Raw genomic sequence first — 20,877 nt, 5'->3', positions numbered from 1 at the left:
CGGCTAGCGATCGCAAATGACCCTGTAGAGATCACCTGAAATCAGAAAATGCCCTATTCTACCTAAAAGTTATCGAAATTTACTTGCAACTGTTTTGCAAATCTGCGATCATGGTGTGTAGAGCTATGGGTCAAAAATCTTATATTCTTTTCGTAGTAGGTGTAATCTCAATTCTGACGATGCAACCTGCTGAAGCAGATTCGGATATTTCTCGCCTTCAGGATATTATTCATCCTCAAAGAAGTGCTGCACTGCTGGCTCAAGATGGTGTAATGGTAGTACAGGTGACGGGAGTGAAAGCCAATCCCACCAATCAAGGCGTGGAGATAATTTTACAGACTTCTCTTGGTCAACAGTTACAAGTTATAAATCGCAGTGCTGGTAATAGCTTTATCGCTGATGTTCCCAATGCTCAACTGCGTTTACCATCGGGTGAAGCCTTTACATACCGCTCCACTAAACCAATTGCAGGTATTACTGAAATAACAGTCACTAACTTTGATGCCAATACGATTCGGGTGACAGTTATCGGTGAAGGAAGTGTACCAACAGTTGAGTTATCTGACAGTCCAGATGAGGGTCTAATCTTTGAGGTTGCCAGTGCTGCATCTAGAGCGCAAAACCCCACCCCGCCTGCGCCAGGGTCACAACAAACCCCGCCAGAGCAACCAACAACCTACAGGATTTGAGCGTAGGCGTAGCCCGTCGTAGACATCGCTACCTAACCAAGTTTGAGGGAGTTCCCTTAGCAAAGTTTCTGTCCATCAATTCTGTACGTGAGTGCGATCAGCGCACAGCGCGAAACATTCCAAACCAACACAACCCTACACCTTAATTATTTTGGCAATTTTTCAACTTGATTGAAGTATCAATTAGGCGATGTCTAGCGACAAGCCGCAAAGCGGCTACGCATTCTCAATTCTTTTCCTCCCCTACACTTCGGCACATTTGGCGGCTTGCTTACTCGCATTCTCTATGTGTTCGTTGGACTTGCACCGTTAATTTTGTTTGTTAGTGGTTTTGTGATGTGGTGGTATCGCTATCGGAAAAACCTGGTACAGCAAGGCGTAAATAAAACTACCACCACCAAATAAGTAAAATGTTTGCACAATCTTGATTCTTTCTTTTAACTTTTGCCTTGTTGTATTAGCTGCGTAGCCGCTTGCTCCCCTAAGAAACCATACTACCTATCCGCGTGTGGGGATTGTGTATCAACCCATTCCCCCTGTTTCTCTGTATGCCAGTTACAGTCGCTCCTTCCAACCCTCTCGTCCCTTCAGTGTCAATACAGACAACAGCCCGTTTAAACCCACCACGGGTGAAGCCTTTGAAGTGGGAGTCAAGACCGAGTTTTTGGATGGTAAATTAGCTGCAACCCTGGCGGCGTATCAAATCACCAAGCAAAACATTATCGTTAGCGATCCAGACAATCCAGGATTCAGCATTGAAGTGGGTGAACAGCGTAGCCGTGGCATTGAGTTTGATATCGCCGGAGAAATCTTGCCGGGATGGAAAATTATTGGGAGCTATACCTACATTGATCCTGAAATCACTGAAGATACCAATCCTGATTTTAAGGGAAATATACCTAATAATGTGTCCCGTAACAGTGCTTCTTTATGGACAACCTATGAATTATCAAACCGGAGGCTGGAAAGGGTCTGGATTTGGTTGCGGTGTTACATTTGTGGGCGACAGGCAGGGTGATTTAGGAAATATATTCACCTTACCCAGTTATGCCCGCGTGGATGCTGCCCTTTATTATCGGCGAGATAACTGGCGTGTGGGGTTAAACATTAAGAACTTGTTTGATACCTACTACTTTGAAAGTGCCACTAGTACACTCAGTGTTTATCCCGCTGCGCCGTTGACAGTGCTAGGAACAGTTTCTGTGCAGTTTTAACAGCAGTCCGTAGGGTAGAATGGCACTTACTTAAGCAAAAGTTGCCGCCCAGATCCCCGACTTGTTCAAGGATTCGGGGATCTAAATCTAACACACTGGCTCCCCAACATCAAATTTATATCTCTAGTCGGTAAGTTGCGTAGGCATTACTGCACCACCCTAAATACAGCCCATCATAAAATGGATACGTAAATCTTACAGCTATGCACAATTTGTGTAAGTTTTTGACCTAGCGATCGCAATTATAAATAGACATAAAAGTGAAAATTAATTCTGCTAAGACATCTAAGGGCATTTTGCACATTTGGGATGCTCCCGTTTTAGAGAGGGCGAGAAATTAGCAATAAATTACTTTCCGTGAATTCTTGGTGGTTGCCTGAATTCAATAAACGACTGCCCGAATTCAATAAACGACTGCCCGAATTCAATCAACGACTGCCCGAATTCAATAAACAACTGCCCGAATTCAATAAACAACTGCCCGAATTCAATAAACAACTGCCCGAATTCAATAAACGACTGCCCGAATTCAATAAACAGCGGCGATAATATTGGTTTAGCTGCGTTCAGCACTAGTTCAGTCTTTTTCTCAAATTCTGCACCTTGTTTTTTTTACAAATTCAATTATTCTAGTAATTTTTCAACTTGATGCAAGTATGAAGATAGCGATCGCACAGATGTAATATATCTAAACAACGGCGATCGCATAGTACACACACGATGACAATTAACATCACGGTATATGATTTTTGGGATTTGAGGAAAGCAGCAAATCCACAACTCCTAATCGATCCAATCCATCAAGAAGATCGTCTTTGTCGGTATCCTCAAGAACTGGGCGAAGGCTATTATCGCTGGATACCGCTGCGTGAAGGCATTCTCATCGAAATTCTTGAAACCTATTTGCCGCAGTCAATCAAGTGGATCACTCATGCCCATCACCAAAATAGTTTAGAATTTGGATTCACTTTAGCTGGATTGGGACAAGATTGTGATGGACAACCAAAAAAGTCAGGAGAAGACTATATTTTTGGCGGTGTGTATCCACAATCGAATAACAACATTGATGGAGCAGGTAATCTGAGGTGGGTGAGTTTGATAATTAAGCCAGAAACACTCTTGACGTTGATCGAAAGTTATGGAGAACAAGTACCAAAAGATTTGGAAAAGGCGATCGCAGGTGTACCAGAATATTTTAATCTACGTCCTAGTCTAATTACCCCAGCCAAACAAGTCGCGCTTCAGCAGATTCTTCATTGTCCTTATCAGGGACTAACACGCAAAATGTATCTCGAGAGCAAAGTGCTAGAATTGGTTTCCCTCAAGCTAGCAGATCGAGTAGCAGCGCCAACAGAAAAGCTGTTACGGCTTCAAGAAATTGATCGCATCCATCACGCCAGAGAGATTTTACTAAGAAATATCTGTAATCCACCTTCATTAATCGATCTAGCTCGACAAGTGGGTATTAACGAATACACTCTTAAACGCGGGTTTCGTCAAATTTTTGGGACTACAGTGTTTGGTTACTTACACGACTATCGCATGGAACAAGCCAGGCAATTACTGCTGTCAGGGCAAATGAAAATTGAACAAGTCGCTCAAATAGTTGGTTATGTTAACCGCAGTCGATTTGCGAGTGCATTTAGGAAAAAATACGGCATAAATCCCAAAGCATATCAAACGCAAAAGAATATTTAGACCTCTTACTGTATAAATCTACTCCTAAGTTCCAATTATGGCGCAAAAAAATTCCGTTTGGGAGCCATTTTTTTGATTGAAATCCTGTATTGTACTACCAAGAGCAATTTGAGAAGCTTTCTCGACTAATGAGCAAAAATATTTGCTCTGTTGCTAACGCCTGCTTAATTATCTTGGTGTGAGGAAAATATGTGGAATTTGCAACTGCCATTGTTGGTGGCTACTTTAGTGTCAGTGTTTTTTGGACAGACTGTATCAGCACAAGAAATTAGTCCTAGCCAGAATCTGACAAACAACCGAGAAAATCGGAGCTTACCTCAGATGATCCCAGCAACTAATGCAAATAAGAGGATTAGGCAATTAAGTGAGATAGAACCTGTTTTGACTAGTGCTCGCATGTTATTAGTGCAGTCGCCAACACCCACATCAGAAATTGTGCAAGTTACAGCAGTCAAAGCAAACCCCACCGATAAAGGTGTAGAGGTAATTTTACAGACATCTAAGGGACAACAGTTGCCGCTAGTAAATCGCTCTAGTGGTAATAATTTTATCACTGATATTCCAAATGCCCAATTGCGCCTCCCGTCGGGCGATGCGTTTACGTTTCGCTCAGATAAACCAATAGCGGGTGTTAGCGAAATCACGGTGACAAACTTTGATGCCAATACTATCAGGGTAATAGTCACAGGCCAAGTGAGTCAGCCAGTTGTGGAGTTGTTTGATAGTCCAGATGAGGGGATAATTTTCTCTGTCGCCAGCGCGGCATCACCCACACCATCACAGCAGCAACCGCAAACACAACCACCCCAAACTAGTCAGCCACAGAATCAGACACAACCAACTCAACCATCAGCTTCGGGTGATGAGCCGATTGAGTTAGTGGTGACTGGCGAACAAGATAATTATCGTGTCACAAATTCATCAACTGCTACCAGAACCGATACACCTCTACGTGATGTTCCCCAATCGATTCAAGTTATCCCGCAAGAGGTAATCAAAGACCAGCAAATCACGCGGATTAGCGATGCGACCCGCAATGTGTCCGGCGTGTCCCCGTTAACAGGCTTTGCCAATGCATTTGATATCTACACGATTCGAGGATTTACCAACTACAACATTCTGACAAATGGTTTCAAAACCGACAGCTATCCTCCAGCTACAGCCAGTGTAGAGAGAGTTGAAGTTCTTAAAGGTCCTGCCTCTGTATTGTATGGTCAGATTGAACCGGGCGGTGTCGTCAATTATGTGACTAAGCAACCCTTGAGCGATCCCTACTATGCAGCAGAATTTACAGCAGGTAGTTTCAGTTTTTATAGGGGTACCATCGACTTTTCTGGACCACTCACCACCGACAAAAAATTACTCTATCGCTTGAATGTTGCTTACGAGAATTCCGGCAGTTACCGGGATTTCTATAATTACGATAATTTCACTGTGTCCCCTGTCATCACTTATAAGCCTAGCGAAAACACAGCTCTCACTTTTGAATACCAGTATGGTAGACGACGTGGAGGATTTGATCGCGCCTTTCCACCGAATAACCCCGTTCTGACGCTTCCCATCACTCGCAACTTCGGAGAGCCTAATGACTTTAACAATCTAGACTATCATCGCGCATCTTTAACGCTGGATCAGCATTTCGGCAAAAGTTTACAACTGCGAAGCGCTCTTTTTTTCCAATCGTTCGTTGATAACAGTGCCTATGTCAACATTGACAGCATTCAATCAGATGGTCGTACTTTGCAGCGCGACTACTCAGTAAACGACGATCTCCTCACTAAATACTACTCCTGGCAAAATGATTTAATTGGTAAGTTCAATACTGGTTCAATTGCCCATCAACTCCTGCTAGGTTTGGAGTTGAGTCGAAACACATCACCACCTGGTCTTTTATCTAACTATAACTATAGTACTGGCTTAATCGATATTTTCAATCCTGTCTATGGTGCTGGCCGTCCTACAACCTTAGAAAATGCTACTTATTATTCTGGCAAAACCGACACACTAGGTCTTTATTTGCAAGACCAGGTAACCCTACTATCTAATTTGAAGTTGCTGGTTGGTGGTAGATACGATTTTGTTGATAGCGTCAATAGTACAAGACCATTAGGTGGAGACATCAATAGCTCTGAGTTTAACGGTAATGCCTTTTCGCCCCGTGTGGGATTAGTCTATCAACCCATAGAGCCGATTTCGCTCTATGCTAGTTACAGCCGTTCCTTTGTTCCCAACACTGGCAGAACGGCTAGTGGAGAAATACTCGAACCTTCTCGCGGTACACAGTACGAAGTTGGTATAAAATCTGAGCTTTTTGAGCGACGGCTTTCGGCAACGCTAGCCGCCTATGATATTACTAAAACAAACATACTCACAACAGACCCTAACAATACCGACTTCTCAATCGCAGTGGGAGAAGTAAAAAGTCGAGGGATTGAACTGGATGTAGCAGGAGAAATTTTACCAGGTTGGAAGATTATTGCTTCTGGGTATTTGAATGATGCATTTGTGAGCAAGGATAACAGCATTCCAGTAGGAAGCAGACTGGAAAATTCAGCTTATCATGGCGCTTCTTTATGGACAACCTATGAAATTCAAAAGGGTGACTTGCAAGGATTACAGTTTGGTGCAGGTATCTTTTTTGTCGGCTCGCGCATTGCCTATCAGAGTGATCCCTTTACTATTCCTTCTTACGTCAGAACTGATGCCGCAATCTCCTACAAACGTGATAATTGGCGGGCTGCGCTCAACTTTAAGAATATCTTTGATGTCAAATATTACGACACGAATGGCTACTACCTCTTTCCTCAAGCACCCTTGACTGTGTTGGGAACGATTTCGTTTGAGTTTTGACCTTTATTTTGCAGGAATATCTACCATGACTATCAAAAGTCTGCGTAACTAAGTTTTGACTGTACCTATGATTAGAGCGATCGCCTTTACTTTCAAGCAAGAACCTGTGTAAAAATATTTAAATTTTGTCTTGTTGTAGGGCAGATAGGCGATCGCATTACTACCACCCAAACAACCAACTATATGATAATTAGGAGAAAATATCAATAAATCACAAAAATGACTCTGTTTCTTTCAGCAAGAGAAGCCTATCACCAACAGCAAAATACTACTCTAACCTCTGAACCTACAAAAACCAACTCATATAATACTGGGTATTTAGCAGTGTTGGACGATCCAAAACAGCAAAGTCAGGGTTATTACCACGTAATGGCTTTCCCTACAGGTATCAACTTACTACTAAAACAGTACGACTTAGCCGAAGATTTAATTGTTGAGACAGAGGCATATAACCTTCCCTTAATGGAGTTTAGTTTTGCAGTTATCGGAGACAATGAGTCAGAAATGATACCTGGAGGAAAAAATTTCACTGCAACTTATTTTGATTTGGATAAGGAAATTCCTGGTAGTGGATCTTATTGGCGGGCAGGTCAACGCATTCTGGAGGTAGAGATTGGGATCAATCCACAGGAATTCTTTTGCAGAGATGAAGTTAGTGGCTTAGACTTTCTACCCAAATCACTCCAGTTGTATCTAGAAACTGACAATATATCCTTTCTCAACTACTTCCGCATCGGGCAAACTACACCGGAAATGCAAATTATTTTGCATCAAATAGTTAATTGTCCTTTCCAAGGTTTAATTAAAGAAATTTACTTGCAAGCCAAGTGTCTAGAATTAATGGCTTTGAAGTTGGAACCCGATACATCTGGGGAACGGGAATTGATGCGATCGCGCATTTTGCGAGGAGATGATATTGACCGAATTTACCATGCCAGAGCAATTTTAATCTCCGATTTTGACAATCCACCCTCGTTGCTAGAATTGGCGCGAAAAGTAAGTTTGAACGATTACAAGCTGAAAATCGGGTTCCGTCAGGTTTTTAACACAACAGTATTTGGCTATTTATGGGCATACCGGATGGAAAAAGCTAGAACACTAATCATGAGTCAGCAAATGACCATAAAACAGGTAGCTAAGATAGTGGGTTACGACTGTCCTAGTCGTTTCGCAGTGGCTTTTAAAAAGCGCTTTGACATCCAACCTAGTCAATACTTAGATAGATTTATTGTTGCCAAAAATACCTAAAAAAATCCGTTTCGGCATATACTTAGCTCGAATTTTTCACTAGAGATTCCCGTATGCTGTTGATAATAAATCCCAAATCAAGATTGTTGTGATCTGGGATATTGTGGTGTGTGAGAGAAAAATGAGCAAGCGAATATTCAAAATCTTCAGTTGCAGACTGAAATCGTTGTTAATACTTTTTACAGTTTTAGTGGTTCAGCCAGCGAAAGCGCAAGATATTTCTAAATTTGATTTATTGGTTAATCGGCTTCTTCCAACGAAAACAGTACAAGAAGCGAAGCTACCTCAAACAACTAAAAAGATTCGACAACTAAGCGAAATAGAACCTGTTATTACCAGCGCCCAAATGTTACTGGTACAGTCGCCAACACCAAACAACCCCCTTAATCAAGGGAATGAAGTTATACAGGTGATGGGAGTGAAAGCCAATCCCACGAATCAAGGCGTGGAGATAATTTTACAGACAACTAAGGGGCAACAGTTGCAAGTTATAAATCGCAGTGCTGGTAATAACTTTATCGCAGATATTCCTAATACTCAACTGCGTTTACCGTCGGGTGAAGCCTTTACATTCCGCTCGACTAAACCAATTGCAGGTATTACTGAAATAACAGTTAGTAACTTTGATGTCAATACAATTCGGGTGACAGTTATTGGTGAGGGAAGTGTACCAACAGTTGAGTTATCAGACAGTCCAGATGAGGGTCTAATCTTCGAGGTCGCTAGTGCTGCATCTGTGCAACAACCTCAAACGCAACCAAAGCCACCAAGTCAGCCTGAGAATCAGATACAGCCAAAACCATCAACACAAGGTGATGAGCCAATTGAGTTAGTGGTGACGGGTGAGCAAGACGGATACAATGTACCCGATTCATCAACTGCCACCCGAACCGATACGCCGTTACGCGACATTCCTCAGTCGATTCAAGTGATTCCGCAACAGGTGATTAAAGATCAGCAAATTACGCGGATTAGCGATGCTACCCGCAATGTATCCGGAGTATCACCCTTATCGGGCTACGGTGGTTTCTCTGATGACTACACAATTCGAGGATTCACCAACTCCAACCTTCTGAGAAATGGCTTCACAACCAGCAACTTTTTCACCTATGGTGCCAACGTAGAAAGAGTTGAAGTTCTCAAAGGTCCTTCCTCTGTACTATACGGTCAGGTCGAGCCTGGTGGTGTCATCAATTTTGTCACTAAGCAGCCCTTGAGCAGTCCCTACTACGCAGCAGAATTGACCGCCGGGAGCTTCAGTTTTTATCGAGGTGCCATAGACCTTTCTGCTCCACTGACCACAGACAAAAAATTACTATATCGCTTGAACGTTGCCTACGAAAATTCCGGTAGTTTCCGAGATTTCTATCATCAGGATATTTTCTCTGTGTCACCTGTAATCACTTACAAGCCCAGCGAAAATACAACCCTGAATTTTGAATACGAATATGGCAGACGACGTGGGTCATTTGATCGCGGTTTGCCACCAGGACCTGTGTTCCTGACTCTTCCCATCAGTCGTTTCTTGGGAGAGCCTAGCGATTTTTTAAATATAGATTTCCAACGGGGAACCGTGACAGTAGATCATCGCTTCAGTGAGAATTTACAATTGCGAAGTTCTTTTTCTGTGCAATCGACGTTTGACAACAATATCTATACCCAAGCCGGTACTGACTTTGAACCAGACGGTCGTAGTGCACTGCGCGGCAACATCATCGTAAATCGCAATCGCAGAAATGAAGACTACTCCTGGCAAACTGATTTAATTGGTAAGTTCAACACAGGTTCAATTGCCCATCAACTCCTGCTGGGTTTGGAGTTACGTCGCAACACAGACATTAATCCTAACTTCTTTGGTGGTGATATCGCCTCAATAGATATTTTCAATCCAGTCTATGGTGCTCGTCCGACAGGGACAGTGGTGCAACGTGTATTCGGTACGAGGATCTCCACAATCGGTGTTTATTTGCAAGACCAGGTAACTCTACTATCCAATCTGAAGTTATTGGTTGGTGGTAGATACGATTTTGTTTTTAGCGATAACAGTGCAAAAATCGGAGATGAAAACACCACTAACTCTAATTTTTACGACAGTGCTTTCTCACCACGTGTGGGATTAGTCTATCAACCCATAGAGCCAATTTCGCTTTATGCCAGTTACAGCCGTTCTTTTGTTCCCAACAACGCGACAACGTTTAGTGGAGTATCACTGGAACCTTCTCGCGGTACACAGTACGAAGTTGGTATCAAATCTGAGTTTTTTGATCGACGGCTTTCTGCAACACTAGCTGCCTATGACATCACTAAAACAAATATACCCACTACAGACGCGAACCATACTGACTTCTCCATCGCGATTGGGGAAGTCAAAAGTCGAGGAATTGAACTAGATCTGGCAGGGGAAATTTTACCAGGTTGGAAGATCATTGCTTCTGGCTATTTGAATGATGCCTTTGTCAGCGAAGATAATGATCCGACCATCAAAGGTCAGCGTTTGGTAAATACTGCATATAATGGTGCAACTCTGTGGACAACATATCAGATTCAACACGGGAGTTTGAAAGGGTTACAGTTTGGAGGAGGCATCTTTTTTGTCGGTTCGCGCATTGCTAACCAGAGTGATCCATTTACTGTTCCTTCTTATCTGAGAACTGATGCTGCCATTTCCTACAAACATGATAATTGGCGGGCTGCGCTCAACTTTAAGAATATCTTTGATGTCAAATATTACGACACTCAGGGCTACTTCGTCGTTCCTCAAGCACCGTTGACTGTGTTGGGAACGATTTCGTTTGAGCTTTGACGTTTATTTAGTACGAATATCTACCATGACTTACAAAACCCTGCGTAACTTCGTATTTGCTTTACACCGCTACATTGGGTTAGGTGTTGGACTGATTGCGATTATTATTGGTTTAACTGGTAGCTTGCTGGTTTTTCAATCCGAAATTACTACCTATCAAAAGCATTTTCAAATTGGAAGCATCACTCCCAAAGGCGAAATGCTGCCAATAGAGGTCGTTCTGAATACAGTGACAAAGAGTTATGCCAGCCAGCCTGATTTTAAGCTCAATCGAGTTTATGTGCCGACAAAACCAGATGAACCATTTGATGTAGTTTATGTAACCAAGAAAGATGATTGGATTGAAAATTACGTTCATCCTTATACAGGAGCAGTTCTCGTTAATAATCTTAATCCCAATCCTGTAGAGCGCTTTTACAAAATTATTTATGCACTCCACTACAGTCTGCTAGTAGGTGACATTGGATACAAAATTGTTGGTACTGTTGGTTTACTTGTATGCATTCTGACGATCACAGGAATATTTCTCTGGCCTGGGTGGAGGAACTTACTCGCAGGCTTTAAAATCAAGTGGAATGCTCATCCCAAGCGAGTGAACTTTGATATTCACAAAGTTGCTGGTGTGATCGCAGGTGTGTTTCTTTTTTTCACATTTTTCACAGGTTTTTGCTGGAATTTTGGTGAGTTTAGTGAGCCTGTGATTCGGGTAATTACCTTTAGTGTAAAGCAAGAACCTGTTTCTCAATATATCCCTGGTCAGTCTCCTTTAAAGCTTACTGAGCAACTTCAGACCGCTCAAGTTCAATTACCTGGTGCAGAACTTAGAAGCGTTTATTTTCCGCAAAAACCAGACAGCCCTTTGATGATTCGCTATAAATTTCCTGAAGAAATAGGCGATTATGGAATTAGCTATGTCTACCTCGACCAGTATAGCGGCAAGGTTTTGCAAGTGGACAATGCCCTCAAACCGTTATTAGGCGATCGCATCCTCAACTCCTTTACTCCCCTACACTATGGTACTTTTGGTGGCTTATCTAGTCGCATTCTCTATGTATTTGTAGGACTTGCGCCGTTAATTTTATTTATCACTGGTTTTATGATGTGGCAATATCGCAAAAGACCTACCCCGGATTTCTCATCAGTCAGAAAAAATTCCTGGAATTAGCAAAATTTAGGATTCTATTCTGAAGTAAATAAAATATGTTTTGTAAATTATTCAACACAATCGGCTGAAATACTCTATAAATAGGGTTTTTGAGTACCAATATGAGCAGTTTACTGCTCTTTTTCATGACTAATTGCGATCGCTTGATACCCTGTAGCGCCATAGTTTGATCAAGGCGGAATTTGTCAATCCCACAACAAGAGAGGATTTTGAGGCAAACAAGTGTCTGAGCAAATAAGAATAATAATTATTACAAAAAATCAATTGTATATTATTTAGCAAAGTTAATTTTGTTACCTGAAATAACAATACATTTACTAATAATCTTTAAGAAAATAACGCAGAAATCAACTTCAATGAGACAATCTGACCTAATCTTCTCAACCCAAAGGAAGACATGAACGATCGCACAAAGGCTCTCCAGGCTCTCGCGGCTGAACGTTGGCGGGTATCCCTGATTCTCAGTGGAGTCATGATGTTTATTTACTTTGGCTTTATCTTGCTAATCGCGTTCAATAAGCCCCTGCTGGGGTCATTAGTAGTTCCTGGCCTCAGTTTGGGAATTTTACTGGGGGCGCTGGTAATTGTCTCAGCATGGGTATTAATTTTTATCTATGTGCGTTGGGCAAATAGCAGTTATGACGACCAAATCGCAAGGCTGACACGCAAGTGAATTAGCTATGAGCAATTTCTAGTCCAAAATCCAAAATACTAAACCAAAAAAGCATGAATAGTGTGTGGTTCGATCTGCCACTAGCGGCGGATATTACCAGTCTTGGTAAGTTTAACCCGTTGGCGATCGCTTTCTTTTTTCTGTTTGTTGCAAGTTCTTTAGGCATTACCTTTTGGGCGGCAAAGCTGACCAAAAATACTGCCCACTTCTATACAGCTGGCGGCAAAATCAGCGGTTTCCAAAATGGGCTAGCCTTAGCAGGAGACTTCATGAGTGCAGCTAGCTTTTTAGGTATCGCTGGGCTGGTGGCACTCAACGGCTTTGACGGCTTAATTTATTCTATTGGCTTTTTGGTGGGCTGGCCGATTGTGATGTTTTTGATTGCAGAACCACTACGTAACTTAGGTAAATACACCTTTGCTGATGTGGTGGCTTATCGCTTACAACAAAAACCAGTCCGCATCGCATCTGCAATTGGAACGCTGGCAGTGATTAGCTTTTACTTAATTGCCCAGATGGTAGGGGCTGGGGAGCTAATCAAACTGCTGTTTGGCTTTGATTATGAATTAGCCGTGGTGATCGTCGGTTGCGTGATGATGGCTTATGTGATTTTTGGGGGGATGATTGCCACCACTTGGGTACAAATTATTAAAGCAGTTCTGTTGCTGGGCGGAACTATCTTGCTAGCTATCTTGGTACTGGCACGATTTGGTTTTAACCCGATCGCTCTTTTCGCCGCAGCCGCAGATAAGTATCCAGGTGTATTAGCTCCGGGCAAACAGGTTTCTGATCCCTTTGATGCTATCTCCTTGGGGATGTCGTTGATGTTTGGCACCGCTGGACTACCCCACATCCTGATGCGTTTCTACACAGTACCCGACGCCAAAGCAGCGCGGCTCTCTGTTACTTATGCTACAGCTATTATTGGCGTTTTTTATCTCCTTACCTTCATCCTGGGCTTTGGAGCAATGGTGCTAGTAGGTCAAGATGCGATCAAGCAAATTGGGACTGGTGGTAACATGGCTGCACCGATGTTGGCAGAATTTCTCGGTGGTGATGCTTTGTTAGGCTTTATTTCCGCTGTTTCCTTTGCGACGATTTTGGCGGTTGTAGCTGGGTTGACACTCTCAGGAGCCGCTGCACTGTCTCACGATTTGTGGGTGAACGTGGTGCGATCAGGTCATGCTGACGAGTCAGAACAACTAAAGGTAGCTCGCGGTGCGACAATGGTTTTGGGGTTAGTGGCGATACTCTTAGGTATTTTGTTTAAAGGACAAAACGTCGCTTATATGGTAGGTTTAGCATTTGCGATCGCTGCTAGTGCCAACTTTCCAGCGTTGCTCTTATCAATGCTTTGGCGACGCTTTACCACCAACGGGGCGGTTGCGAGTATGTTAGTGGGTACCTTCTCCTCGTTACTGCTGATTTATTTCTCACCTACTATTCAGGTAACAATTCTCAAGCACGCTTCTGCACCCTTTGGGCTAAAAAATCCTGGATTAGTTACTATTCCTCTATCGTTTCTAGTGGCGATTGTCGTTTCCCTATTGACTACTGAACACCAGGCACAGGAAAAATTTGCCGAAGTTGAGGATCGCATCCACATTGGTTCTGGGATGTAATTTTGTCAACGCACAAACAAGTCTAAGCGGCGAAAGCCGCTCATAACTCTCGTGGAAATGCGTAGGATAACGAGTGATGAGCGTTGGGGGGTGATGTTGAAGTTTGAAGGTATTGAACCAGAGAAGTTTGGTCAACTGATCGTATCTGCGCCCGATTGAGTGGAATGGATGGTTTGATTTGTTGGGCTAGGTAAACCTAAACACTTACGAGCGATCTTGTGTCCGTAAAATAGTAGTGCCAACAGAACCCGCTAATTCCACATCTTCTAAAAACATTTCATTAATAGTCTTTTGACGGTAAATCATCATTTCCCGCACCCAAGAGTCATGACCTTGCTCAATGTACTTACCAATACAGTAACCAGAGTACTCAATATGCTTAGTCTCGTCGAAAATCAACAAATCAGACATTCGAGTTACTTTTGCTAAGTTATTAGGTGTAGCATATGCTTGCAGTACTGGACGCAACAATAATTGTAGGATCAATGCCCGAATTTCTAAGAGATTGATTTGAATAATCTCATCCATCACTAACTTTTCATCCATTATTTGAGCCGAAGAAATGGGTATTAGGGGCGGATGCTTGTGATGATAGTATTGCGGAGAGAAAGCTTTTAACTGTGTGCGGAAATCTGCTTCTACTTTCGTCGGAAAAATAATATTCAACAGTGCGACAAACATTAGTGAGTGGCGTGACTCATCAATAGAGTGATTTCTCACTAACTGGGCAAACTCCTGATTTTCGATCTGCTCGGAGAATTGCCAAACTTGTTTAGAACCAGTTCCTTCTTCAACGACGTTAGTAATCAGGGAATTAGAGAACCATTCAGCATTACGAGCAAACTGACGATAGGAATTACCGTACCATGCCATACCGTGTGGTGGTGGATGAATTTCGCAAGCCTGTCTCAAAACACTTTGATAATCTTCAAGAATCTGGCAGTTATAACGTTGTAGATAATTGAGCGCCAACTCACTAACATTGTTCATATATTTTATCTTAAAAAAAACTAGATTTAGTATAATTTCTATCCTTGATTGGATAATTATGAGTAGCACATAGCTATTAAAGCATAGGTGTAGATACAAACCTTAAAAGTATTGGGCGAATATAATTCGCTATTACATAAACCTTCGCGTAGGGTCTCGCAGGGAAGTCCGCTTTGAAGTTCTGAACGTCGGAAGTCGGCGCTCAGACTTCTCTATGTGCGGACTAATAAAAAATTAAGGGTTTTAAACCCAAAGAGGTGGGTAAAGTCTCGTGTAACCGCGATTTATAGTCGCCAGGGCTAGTAATAAATTAGACTTTTCAAACATCCTCTTAAACTTAATCTTTTAATTTAATGATTAATCATCCTTGCATTTGGGTGGTACTGCAACGATTGTAATTGTAAAAGGGCGCTTGGGTGGTACTGCAACGATTAGAATTCCAAAAGGGTGCTTGGGTGGTTCTGCAACGATTAGAATTCCAAAAGGGTGCTTCGGAGGGGATGGACAGTTACTACCAGTCGAGATAGGTTTTGGCACACTTGTACCACCTTTGATTGCCTCCATATCTTCTGGACTTAAATCAAAACTAATTAGTTCGTTATCTAAATCCTCTAGTTTTGGATTTCCCATCTGTTTAACCTCAATTTAATTAGTATCAACTAGAAAGAATCTCTAAATATACAAGCTTCTTTCTGAGTTCAAGAAGTTAAACAACGCTTTTCAAATAATTCGTTGCTTAATTTATCTTGAATATTCACTATTATTTTACAAACTAGCATTATTACAGCACAGTTTGGCAATTATTACATAATCTAAAAGGGACATAATTAATTTATTTTTCCTCGAATATTAATAGTAGCTAGGTCAAAGGCGAATGGCACGCTTGAAAAGCTAAAAGCTGTGAAAGAAAGGATTACAGCCTTTCAAGGCCATTGAGCAGTGGTTGGATGGGTCAGGCGATCGCATTCTTGGTTGACGTGGAATCGCCATCGCTCTCCATTGCAGGTACTGCGTAATAGATGCGGTAATGATACAAAAGTTGTCCAAAATTATTTTATAGTGTTATTATATTTAGCTCTTTTTATTCCATTTTTACGGATATGTGACAACCCACAACGCGGACATTTGATCCAGTTTTACCTCAATTCATACCACCATTATGAAACGCCGTTTCTTTCTCACTATACTGAGCAAGATTCAACTAGGATTTATATAAGTAATTATACTTTCGGCAGTGATCGCACTCTCATCTGCGCTAGGCGCAGTTGTAAAATAAAAAATTATTTGTCGTCCTTAACACATTAGTGTCGCTCACTTGATGCACCATCAATTTAAAAGTTTAACGACATTAATTTGATAACACGACAAATAAATTGTTATCTGATAACATAACTCGGCAGTCTGTCTGCTTTTAACTAAAACCCTGCTTTTGCCTACCGTCCAAGTTCTTTGATGTTTTTCGTCACTTGTTGGTATAAGTCGTTGTTACCCTGACTTTGAAAAATGCTTGCTGCTTGTTCTAAGTCCTTGAGTGCTCCCTGCTTGTCTCCATTGGTAGCGCGAGCATTTCCTCGGTTATTGTAGGCAGGGGCAAAGTTAGGATTGAGGCGAATGGCTTGATTATAATCTTCGATCGCTCCCTGTGGATCTCCAGCAGCACGGGCATTTCCGCGGTTATTGTAGGCGATCGCATATTTTGGATCGAGGAGAATAGCTTGGTCAAAATCATCTAGCGCCCCTTTTTTGTCCCCAGTGGTGGCGCGAGCATTCCCCCGGTTATTGTAGGCTTCGGCATAGTTGGGATTAAGGCGAATCGCTTCACTGTAATCTTTAACTGCTTCTCTGTTGTTTCCTAGTGAGGCGCGGGCATTCCCTAAGTTATTGTAGGCTTCGGCGTCGTTAGGGTTGATGCTAAGTGCTTGATTGTAATCTGCGATCGCTTTCTCCTTGTCTCCTAAATCAAAGTAGACTAATCCCCGGCCGTTGTAGGCAGCACCATATTGAGAATTTTGATTAATTGCCTTGTCATAGGAAGCGATCGCAGCTTGTAAGTCGCCATTTAAATGCTGATTCTTTCCTTGAATATAGAATTCCCCACCTTTGAAAGTTGTAGCTGGACGGCTAGGTTGACTTACTCCTATTTCTGTTACCAATACATTGTCATTCTTACTACAAGAAACACTGCTAATTGCGGTCAATGTAGTAAAAATAGCTATGGTAAATACTTGATTTACCCTTGTTCGCTTTTGCCTAAATAAACGCCGTCTCATAAGTTAATATAAACTGCCATGATACCTGAACGAAATTAATTCTGAAATCTATATTTTAATTCTTTAACTCAATAATTATTCTAACTTTTGATATACATTTAAAGTCAATTGACAAATTTCCCTGATATTTTATCGATTTATAAGAGAAGGTAGTTGTTGCTGGACGAAATAATTATGAAACTTCAAGATTTATCCTTCACAATAACTCTATAATTTTTGGCATTTGTAGCCTAATGGACAATTTACTCATCCTCAGTTTCACTCGCTTGAGTTTTGTGAGTTAGCCTCCAAGAGGTGGTTTTGTCAATATCTACAGACAGTTGTTCCAGATTTTGCCCTAAATCTTTTTGGAGTTTCTGAGTTAGTGTGATTGGAAAATCTAAATTAATACCTTGAGTTTGTGCTAGTCTTGCCAATTCTGTAAATGCAGCTTTGACTGTAGTCCGCTCATAACTAGTCAGCTTATAATCAGAAGTTTCCAATATATTCTGAGCCTGCATGGCTTTTTTTATACGTTCTTGCAAATGCTCAAATTCTGAATTCAACAACTTCCATTGCTGCTCAAGTTGCGAGTATCTAGTACTTAGTGATATTAAGTCTTCTGTTGTGGGTTCGGGGCTGGCTTGGGCTTGTAATCCTAACAAATTTAAGTGGATTTGAGCAAGATAAATACAATCTAAGTAAGCATACTCGATCTGTTCTTCAGTCAGGGGACGTTTTCCCCAATCGCTTTCTTGTTCTTGTTTGTCGATATTGTTAAAGCTACAAAGTGCTGTAGCTATGGTTTTGAGTTGGTAGTTGGGTAATGGCAAAAGATAGTAAGGAATTTTTTTGCCATTTCCAGAGTGCAAGTAATATTTTTGGCTTTCTTGTTACCGAGAAGCTTTATATCATAACTGGCATTGTGAAAAACTTTTTCAATGGCAGAATTTATCATAATTTCTTCAATAAATTCAGCTATAATATTAGGCTTATCTAGGACATCTAAAAGGTAGACGCGATCGCCACTCATATCTTGAGGATTATCTAATACCTGAATCAGCGATAGTCGGGGATTACGACTTTTGTAGTCAGCTACTTCTGTATCTATCCACAGCGTTTTAGCGTTGGTATATTCAGCAACAATGGCACTAATTTCGCGGCCGGAAGTAAGGTACGGCATTGGCTAATCTTTCCTGATATTTGGGGCATTGTAAGCAAGCCATAGTTTTATAAAGTAACATTTTGTTGGTAATTTTGCTGGTACAGTATTGCAAAAACGCTAAAGTTTTGAGTTGCTTAAGCGTAGACATCGCCAAACTTGCCTCAAATCTGATAACATCGAGTCACCACTGTAAGGCTGCATAATCTACCTTCAAAAAAAGCTCCTTAGCATCTACGTTAAATTGACACAGAGCCACAGACTCTATGCACTATACTGGTTACCAGCCGTTAGGAAAATTGAATTGGCGCTTCTCAAAAATGGCTGCAAAATCTTAGCCTGAAGAAATCGTCCAAGTTTCAATTTTCAGTAACCTGAGTGCTTGCTTGGGCACTTTTGCTACTTCACCTTTAATTGCTTTTTAACATCTGCTCCTCACCATGACACACACCTCAATTAATCGCTTCAAGTACTCAATTCGGAGATAGATAATGAAAAAGCTAATTCCATTACTAGTTAGTAGCATTTTGGTAGTTGGTACTTTTGGTTGCCAAGAGGCTCCTAAAACTGGTTCGGAAACTCCTAGCACTACTAATGAAGCCGCTCAAACACCAGCCAAACCAGCTTCCCAGACAACTCAAACTGCCAAAATTCCCGGAACAGCAACGACTCCTTTAGCAGCTGGTACAGATACTAAAGTTAAAACCGATTCTGAAAAAACGGCAGCAACAAAAGTTAAGAGCGACTTAAAAACTGAAGTTAGCAAAAAGTTGAATAAAGGCTTACCAGGCAATAAGTTACAAGTTGAAAACAAACAGGGTGAAATTATTCTCAAAGGCACAGCAGCTTCTGTTGAAGAACTAAAGAAAGCTGAAACCCTGGCTAAAGAAGTTCAAGGTGTAAAAATGGTGAAGATAGAAGCAAAAGTTGATGCTGTAAAAAAGTCATAAAAGAATAACTGAAGCTTTCAGTTAGCATCAGCATGAAAGCCAAACAGAGACTTACATCTGTGTAAGTCTCTGTTGTTTACTTGCTTAAATAAAAGTAAGCAGTAGGTAATTGATACCACTTGAATGACTTTAGAAACCTATAGATAATAGTTAAAGTCTTATCAAAAAGACTAAAAAATGGTTTTAGTTTACTTGAAGAGACTTCAGTTTAGCTATGACTTCTTTTTATAAATACTTGAAAAGCTTATTTAACTAGCAATCCAATCCTATCAAATAGGTTTCAGTCATGGTGATATATAAAGTTAAAATTCTGTATTTTCATCTTTCAACTTCCATTATTTGAACCTCGATAAATTCGCTCCATCTGCTCTGGAGAAAGGCGTTTCATTGGAAACCACTCAAATGGAGAAACAGACTGCTTCTCATAAGGTTGAACATCATCCTGCTGGTTTTGAGGGGAATGCACTACTACATTGTTATTTGGAAACCGAGCCTTGACCGACTCATCTATCTCTGATTCTGAAAGCTGAGTTTGAGCTAAAACATAAGCGTGCTTCTGTGGATCGTATGCGAAAACTTCTCCTGTTTCAATGTGATAAATCCAAGCATAAATGCTGAGTTCCCCGTGATAAAGCTTAGAGTGAACCACTGGATACGTCCGCAAATTCTCAATTTGAGTAAGAACATTTTCAGCAATCATAATTTCTAGCAGTTCTTCTCCGTCGTAGTCACTGTAGTGGTCTATAACTAACCTTCGAGTTGCCTCTGCATATTTAAGCCAATCATGTACAAGCGGCATTTCATCGCTGAGATTGTGTAACTTCATTAGTCCTTTCATTGCACCGCAATGAGAGTGACCACAAATAATAATTTGGCGAATATCTAAAGCTTGAACAGCATATTCAATTGTCGCACCTTCACCGCCATTACTTGCCCCATACGGTGGAATTATGTTACCTGCATTGCGAATGACAAATAATTCACCGACTTGGGCTTGTGTAATTAGATTTGGATCGAGACGCGAATCAGAACAGGTAATAAACAATACCCTGGGCTTTTGACCATGTGAAAGTTGCTCAAATAATTGTTGATGTGTCGAAAAATAGCTAGATTTAAATTCGCGCAGACCTTTAATTAATCTCTTCATTACTAAGTTCTACAAATATTTGCAGGTTAAGAGCCAAATCACAGAGAGCAGATTGAGGTAGTAAAGAGGGCTTTCTTTCTACGCTTTGACAATCGTAAAGATTACTATATTATAAGTTCCGTTGGTGCTTTTAATATCCTTTGGCATTTGGTTGAGTTGCTTTTTTCCCTTGCTCCCTCTGTTCCTTAACAGGTGATGTTACTGTGTGAGAACGCCTAGAGCGTATTTTCAAACTCGTTATATCCTGAAATAAAGATGCGATCGCCTTGCGGTAAGCCCTTCAGGTAAGCCAGTCGCTCATGGGGAGCCATTGCGGTCTTGGGGTCTCCCCAAGTGAAGCAAGTGGCGTGGAAATCCCCTGTTGCCGCAGTGGTGGCTCCTCAAGACCGCGCTGGCTCACTGCTACACGTCTACAAT

At 41.4% G+C, this 20,877-nt stretch carries 16 protein-coding genes and 3 pseudogenes; 12 read left to right on the top strand and 7 right to left on the bottom strand.

Going from position 1 to position 20,877, the window contains the following annotated elements; all coding sequences use genetic code 11:
* Window positions 1–179 precede the first annotated feature (179 nt).
* The 4 genes and pseudogenes from V7K40_RS04715 to V7K40_RS04700 form a co-directional block, all read left to right on the top strand.
* Window positions 180–608: pseudogene (locus tag V7K40_RS04715) on the top strand (AMIN domain-containing protein); the annotation flags it as partial.
* Between the two features lie 300 nt (window positions 609–908).
* A pseudogene (locus V7K40_RS04710) lies at window positions 909–1,094 on the top strand (PepSY-associated TM helix domain-containing protein); the annotation flags it as partial.
* Window positions 1,095–1,206: 112 nt separating this feature from the next.
* Window positions 1,207–1,707 carry a TonB-dependent receptor gene (locus V7K40_RS04705; protein ID WP_334957181.1) on the top strand — a complete coding sequence of 167 codons (501 nt, stop codon included), beginning with the start codon at window positions 1,207–1,209 and terminating at the stop codon, window positions 1,705–1,707.
* Window positions 1,688–1,903, top strand: a complete 216-nt coding sequence (locus tag V7K40_RS04700) for a hypothetical protein (protein ID WP_334957179.1) — start codon at window positions 1,688–1,690, stop codon at window positions 1,901–1,903. The genes V7K40_RS04705 and V7K40_RS04700 overlap by 20 nt, the downstream gene beginning before the upstream one ends.
* A 348-nt stretch (window positions 1,904–2,251) precedes the next feature.
* Here V7K40_RS04700 and V7K40_RS04695 read toward each other — a convergent pair whose 3' ends face one another.
* Window positions 2,252–2,476, bottom strand: a complete 225-nt coding sequence (locus V7K40_RS04695; protein ID WP_334957177.1) for a hypothetical protein — start codon at window positions 2,474–2,476, stop codon at window positions 2,252–2,254.
* A 147-nt stretch (window positions 2,477–2,623) separates the two neighbouring features.
* Between V7K40_RS04695 and V7K40_RS04690 the strand changes: the two genes are divergently transcribed.
* Both V7K40_RS04690 and V7K40_RS04685 read left to right on the top strand, forming a co-directional pair.
* Complete coding sequence (locus V7K40_RS04690; RefSeq protein WP_334957175.1) at window positions 2,624–3,601, top strand: AraC family transcriptional regulator; 978 nt, start codon at window positions 2,624–2,626, stop codon at window positions 3,599–3,601.
* Between the two features lie 189 nt (window positions 3,602–3,790).
* Window positions 3,791–6,451 carry a TonB-dependent siderophore receptor gene (locus V7K40_RS04685; RefSeq protein ID WP_334957173.1) on the top strand — a complete coding sequence of 887 codons (2,661 nt, stop codon included), beginning with the start codon at window positions 3,791–3,793 and terminating at the stop codon, window positions 6,449–6,451.
* 48 nt (window positions 6,452–6,499) lie between these two features.
* On the opposite strand, the gene V7K40_RS04680 is transcribed toward V7K40_RS04685, so the two are convergent.
* Entirely contained in the window at window positions 6,500–6,658 is a 159-nt protein-coding gene (locus tag V7K40_RS04680) for a hypothetical protein (protein ID WP_334957171.1), read from the bottom strand.
* Window positions 6,659–6,670: 12 nt separating this feature from the next.
* On the opposite strand from V7K40_RS04680, the gene V7K40_RS04675 reads away from it, so the two are divergent.
* The 5 genes from V7K40_RS04675 (at window position 6,671) to V7K40_RS04655 (ending at window position 13,962) form a co-directional block, all read left to right on the top strand.
* Window positions 6,671–7,699: an AraC family transcriptional regulator gene (locus tag V7K40_RS04675; protein ID WP_334957169.1), complete on the top strand. Its 1,029-nt coding sequence runs from the start codon at window positions 6,671–6,673 to the stop codon at window positions 7,697–7,699.
* A gap of 121 nt (window positions 7,700–7,820) precedes the next feature.
* A complete protein-coding gene (locus tag V7K40_RS04670) occupies window positions 7,821–10,502 on the top strand; it encodes a TonB-dependent siderophore receptor (protein ID WP_334957167.1) in 2,682 nt (893 codons plus the stop codon).
* Window positions 10,503–10,527: 25 nt separating this feature from the next.
* A complete protein-coding gene (locus V7K40_RS04665) occupies window positions 10,528–11,667 on the top strand; it encodes a PepSY-associated TM helix domain-containing protein (protein WP_334957165.1) in 1,140 nt (379 codons plus the stop codon).
* 397 nt (window positions 11,668–12,064) lie between these two features.
* Window positions 12,065–12,340 carry a DUF485 domain-containing protein gene (locus V7K40_RS04660; protein ID WP_334957163.1) on the top strand — a complete coding sequence of 92 codons (276 nt, stop codon included), beginning with the start codon at window positions 12,065–12,067 and terminating at the stop codon, window positions 12,338–12,340.
* A gap of 53 nt (window positions 12,341–12,393) precedes the next feature.
* A complete protein-coding gene (locus V7K40_RS04655) occupies window positions 12,394–13,962 on the top strand; it encodes a sodium/solute symporter (RefSeq protein WP_334957161.1) in 1,569 nt (522 codons plus the stop codon).
* A gap of 204 nt (window positions 13,963–14,166) precedes the next feature.
* On the opposite strand, the gene V7K40_RS04650 is transcribed toward V7K40_RS04655, so the two are convergent.
* The 4 genes and pseudogenes from V7K40_RS04650 to V7K40_RS04635 all read right to left on the bottom strand — a co-directional run bounded on the left by V7K40_RS04650 (window position 14,167) and on the right by V7K40_RS04635 (window position 18,384).
* A complete protein-coding gene (locus tag V7K40_RS04650; protein WP_334957159.1) occupies window positions 14,167–14,952 on the bottom strand; it encodes a hypothetical protein in 786 nt (261 codons plus the stop codon).
* Window positions 14,953–15,309: 357 nt separating this feature from the next.
* The gene (locus V7K40_RS04645; protein ID WP_334957157.1) at window positions 15,310–15,582 is read right to left on the bottom strand and encodes a hypothetical protein; all 273 of its coding nucleotides are present in this window, start codon (window positions 15,580–15,582) and stop codon (window positions 15,310–15,312) included.
* 803 nt (window positions 15,583–16,385) lie between these two features.
* Window positions 16,386–17,222 carry a tetratricopeptide repeat protein gene (locus V7K40_RS04640; protein ID WP_334957155.1) on the bottom strand — a complete coding sequence of 279 codons (837 nt, stop codon included), beginning with the start codon at window positions 17,220–17,222 and terminating at the stop codon, window positions 16,386–16,388.
* Between the two features lie 242 nt (window positions 17,223–17,464).
* A pseudogene (locus V7K40_RS04635) lies at window positions 17,465–18,384 on the bottom strand (ribonuclease D).
* A gap of 470 nt (window positions 18,385–18,854) precedes the next feature.
* Between V7K40_RS04635 and V7K40_RS04630 the strand changes: the two are divergent.
* Window positions 18,855–19,313, top strand: a complete 459-nt coding sequence (locus V7K40_RS04630) for a BON domain-containing protein (RefSeq protein WP_334957153.1) — start codon at window positions 18,855–18,857, stop codon at window positions 19,311–19,313.
* 325 nt (window positions 19,314–19,638) lie between these two features.
* Here V7K40_RS04630 and V7K40_RS04625 read toward each other — a convergent pair whose 3' ends face one another.
* A complete protein-coding gene (locus V7K40_RS04625; protein ID WP_334957151.1) occupies window positions 19,639–20,460 on the bottom strand; it encodes a carbonic anhydrase in 822 nt (273 codons plus the stop codon).
* Window positions 20,461–20,877: the final 417 nt, after the last annotated feature.

The sequence above is a fragment of the Nostoc sp. genome (genome assembly GCF_036917195.1).
GTDB lineage: Bacteria > Cyanobacteriota > Cyanobacteriia > Cyanobacteriales > Nostocaceae > Nostoc.
The sequence above is the reverse complement of the archived record's forward strand: the minus strand, read 5'-3'. Positions and strand labels throughout refer to the sequence as shown.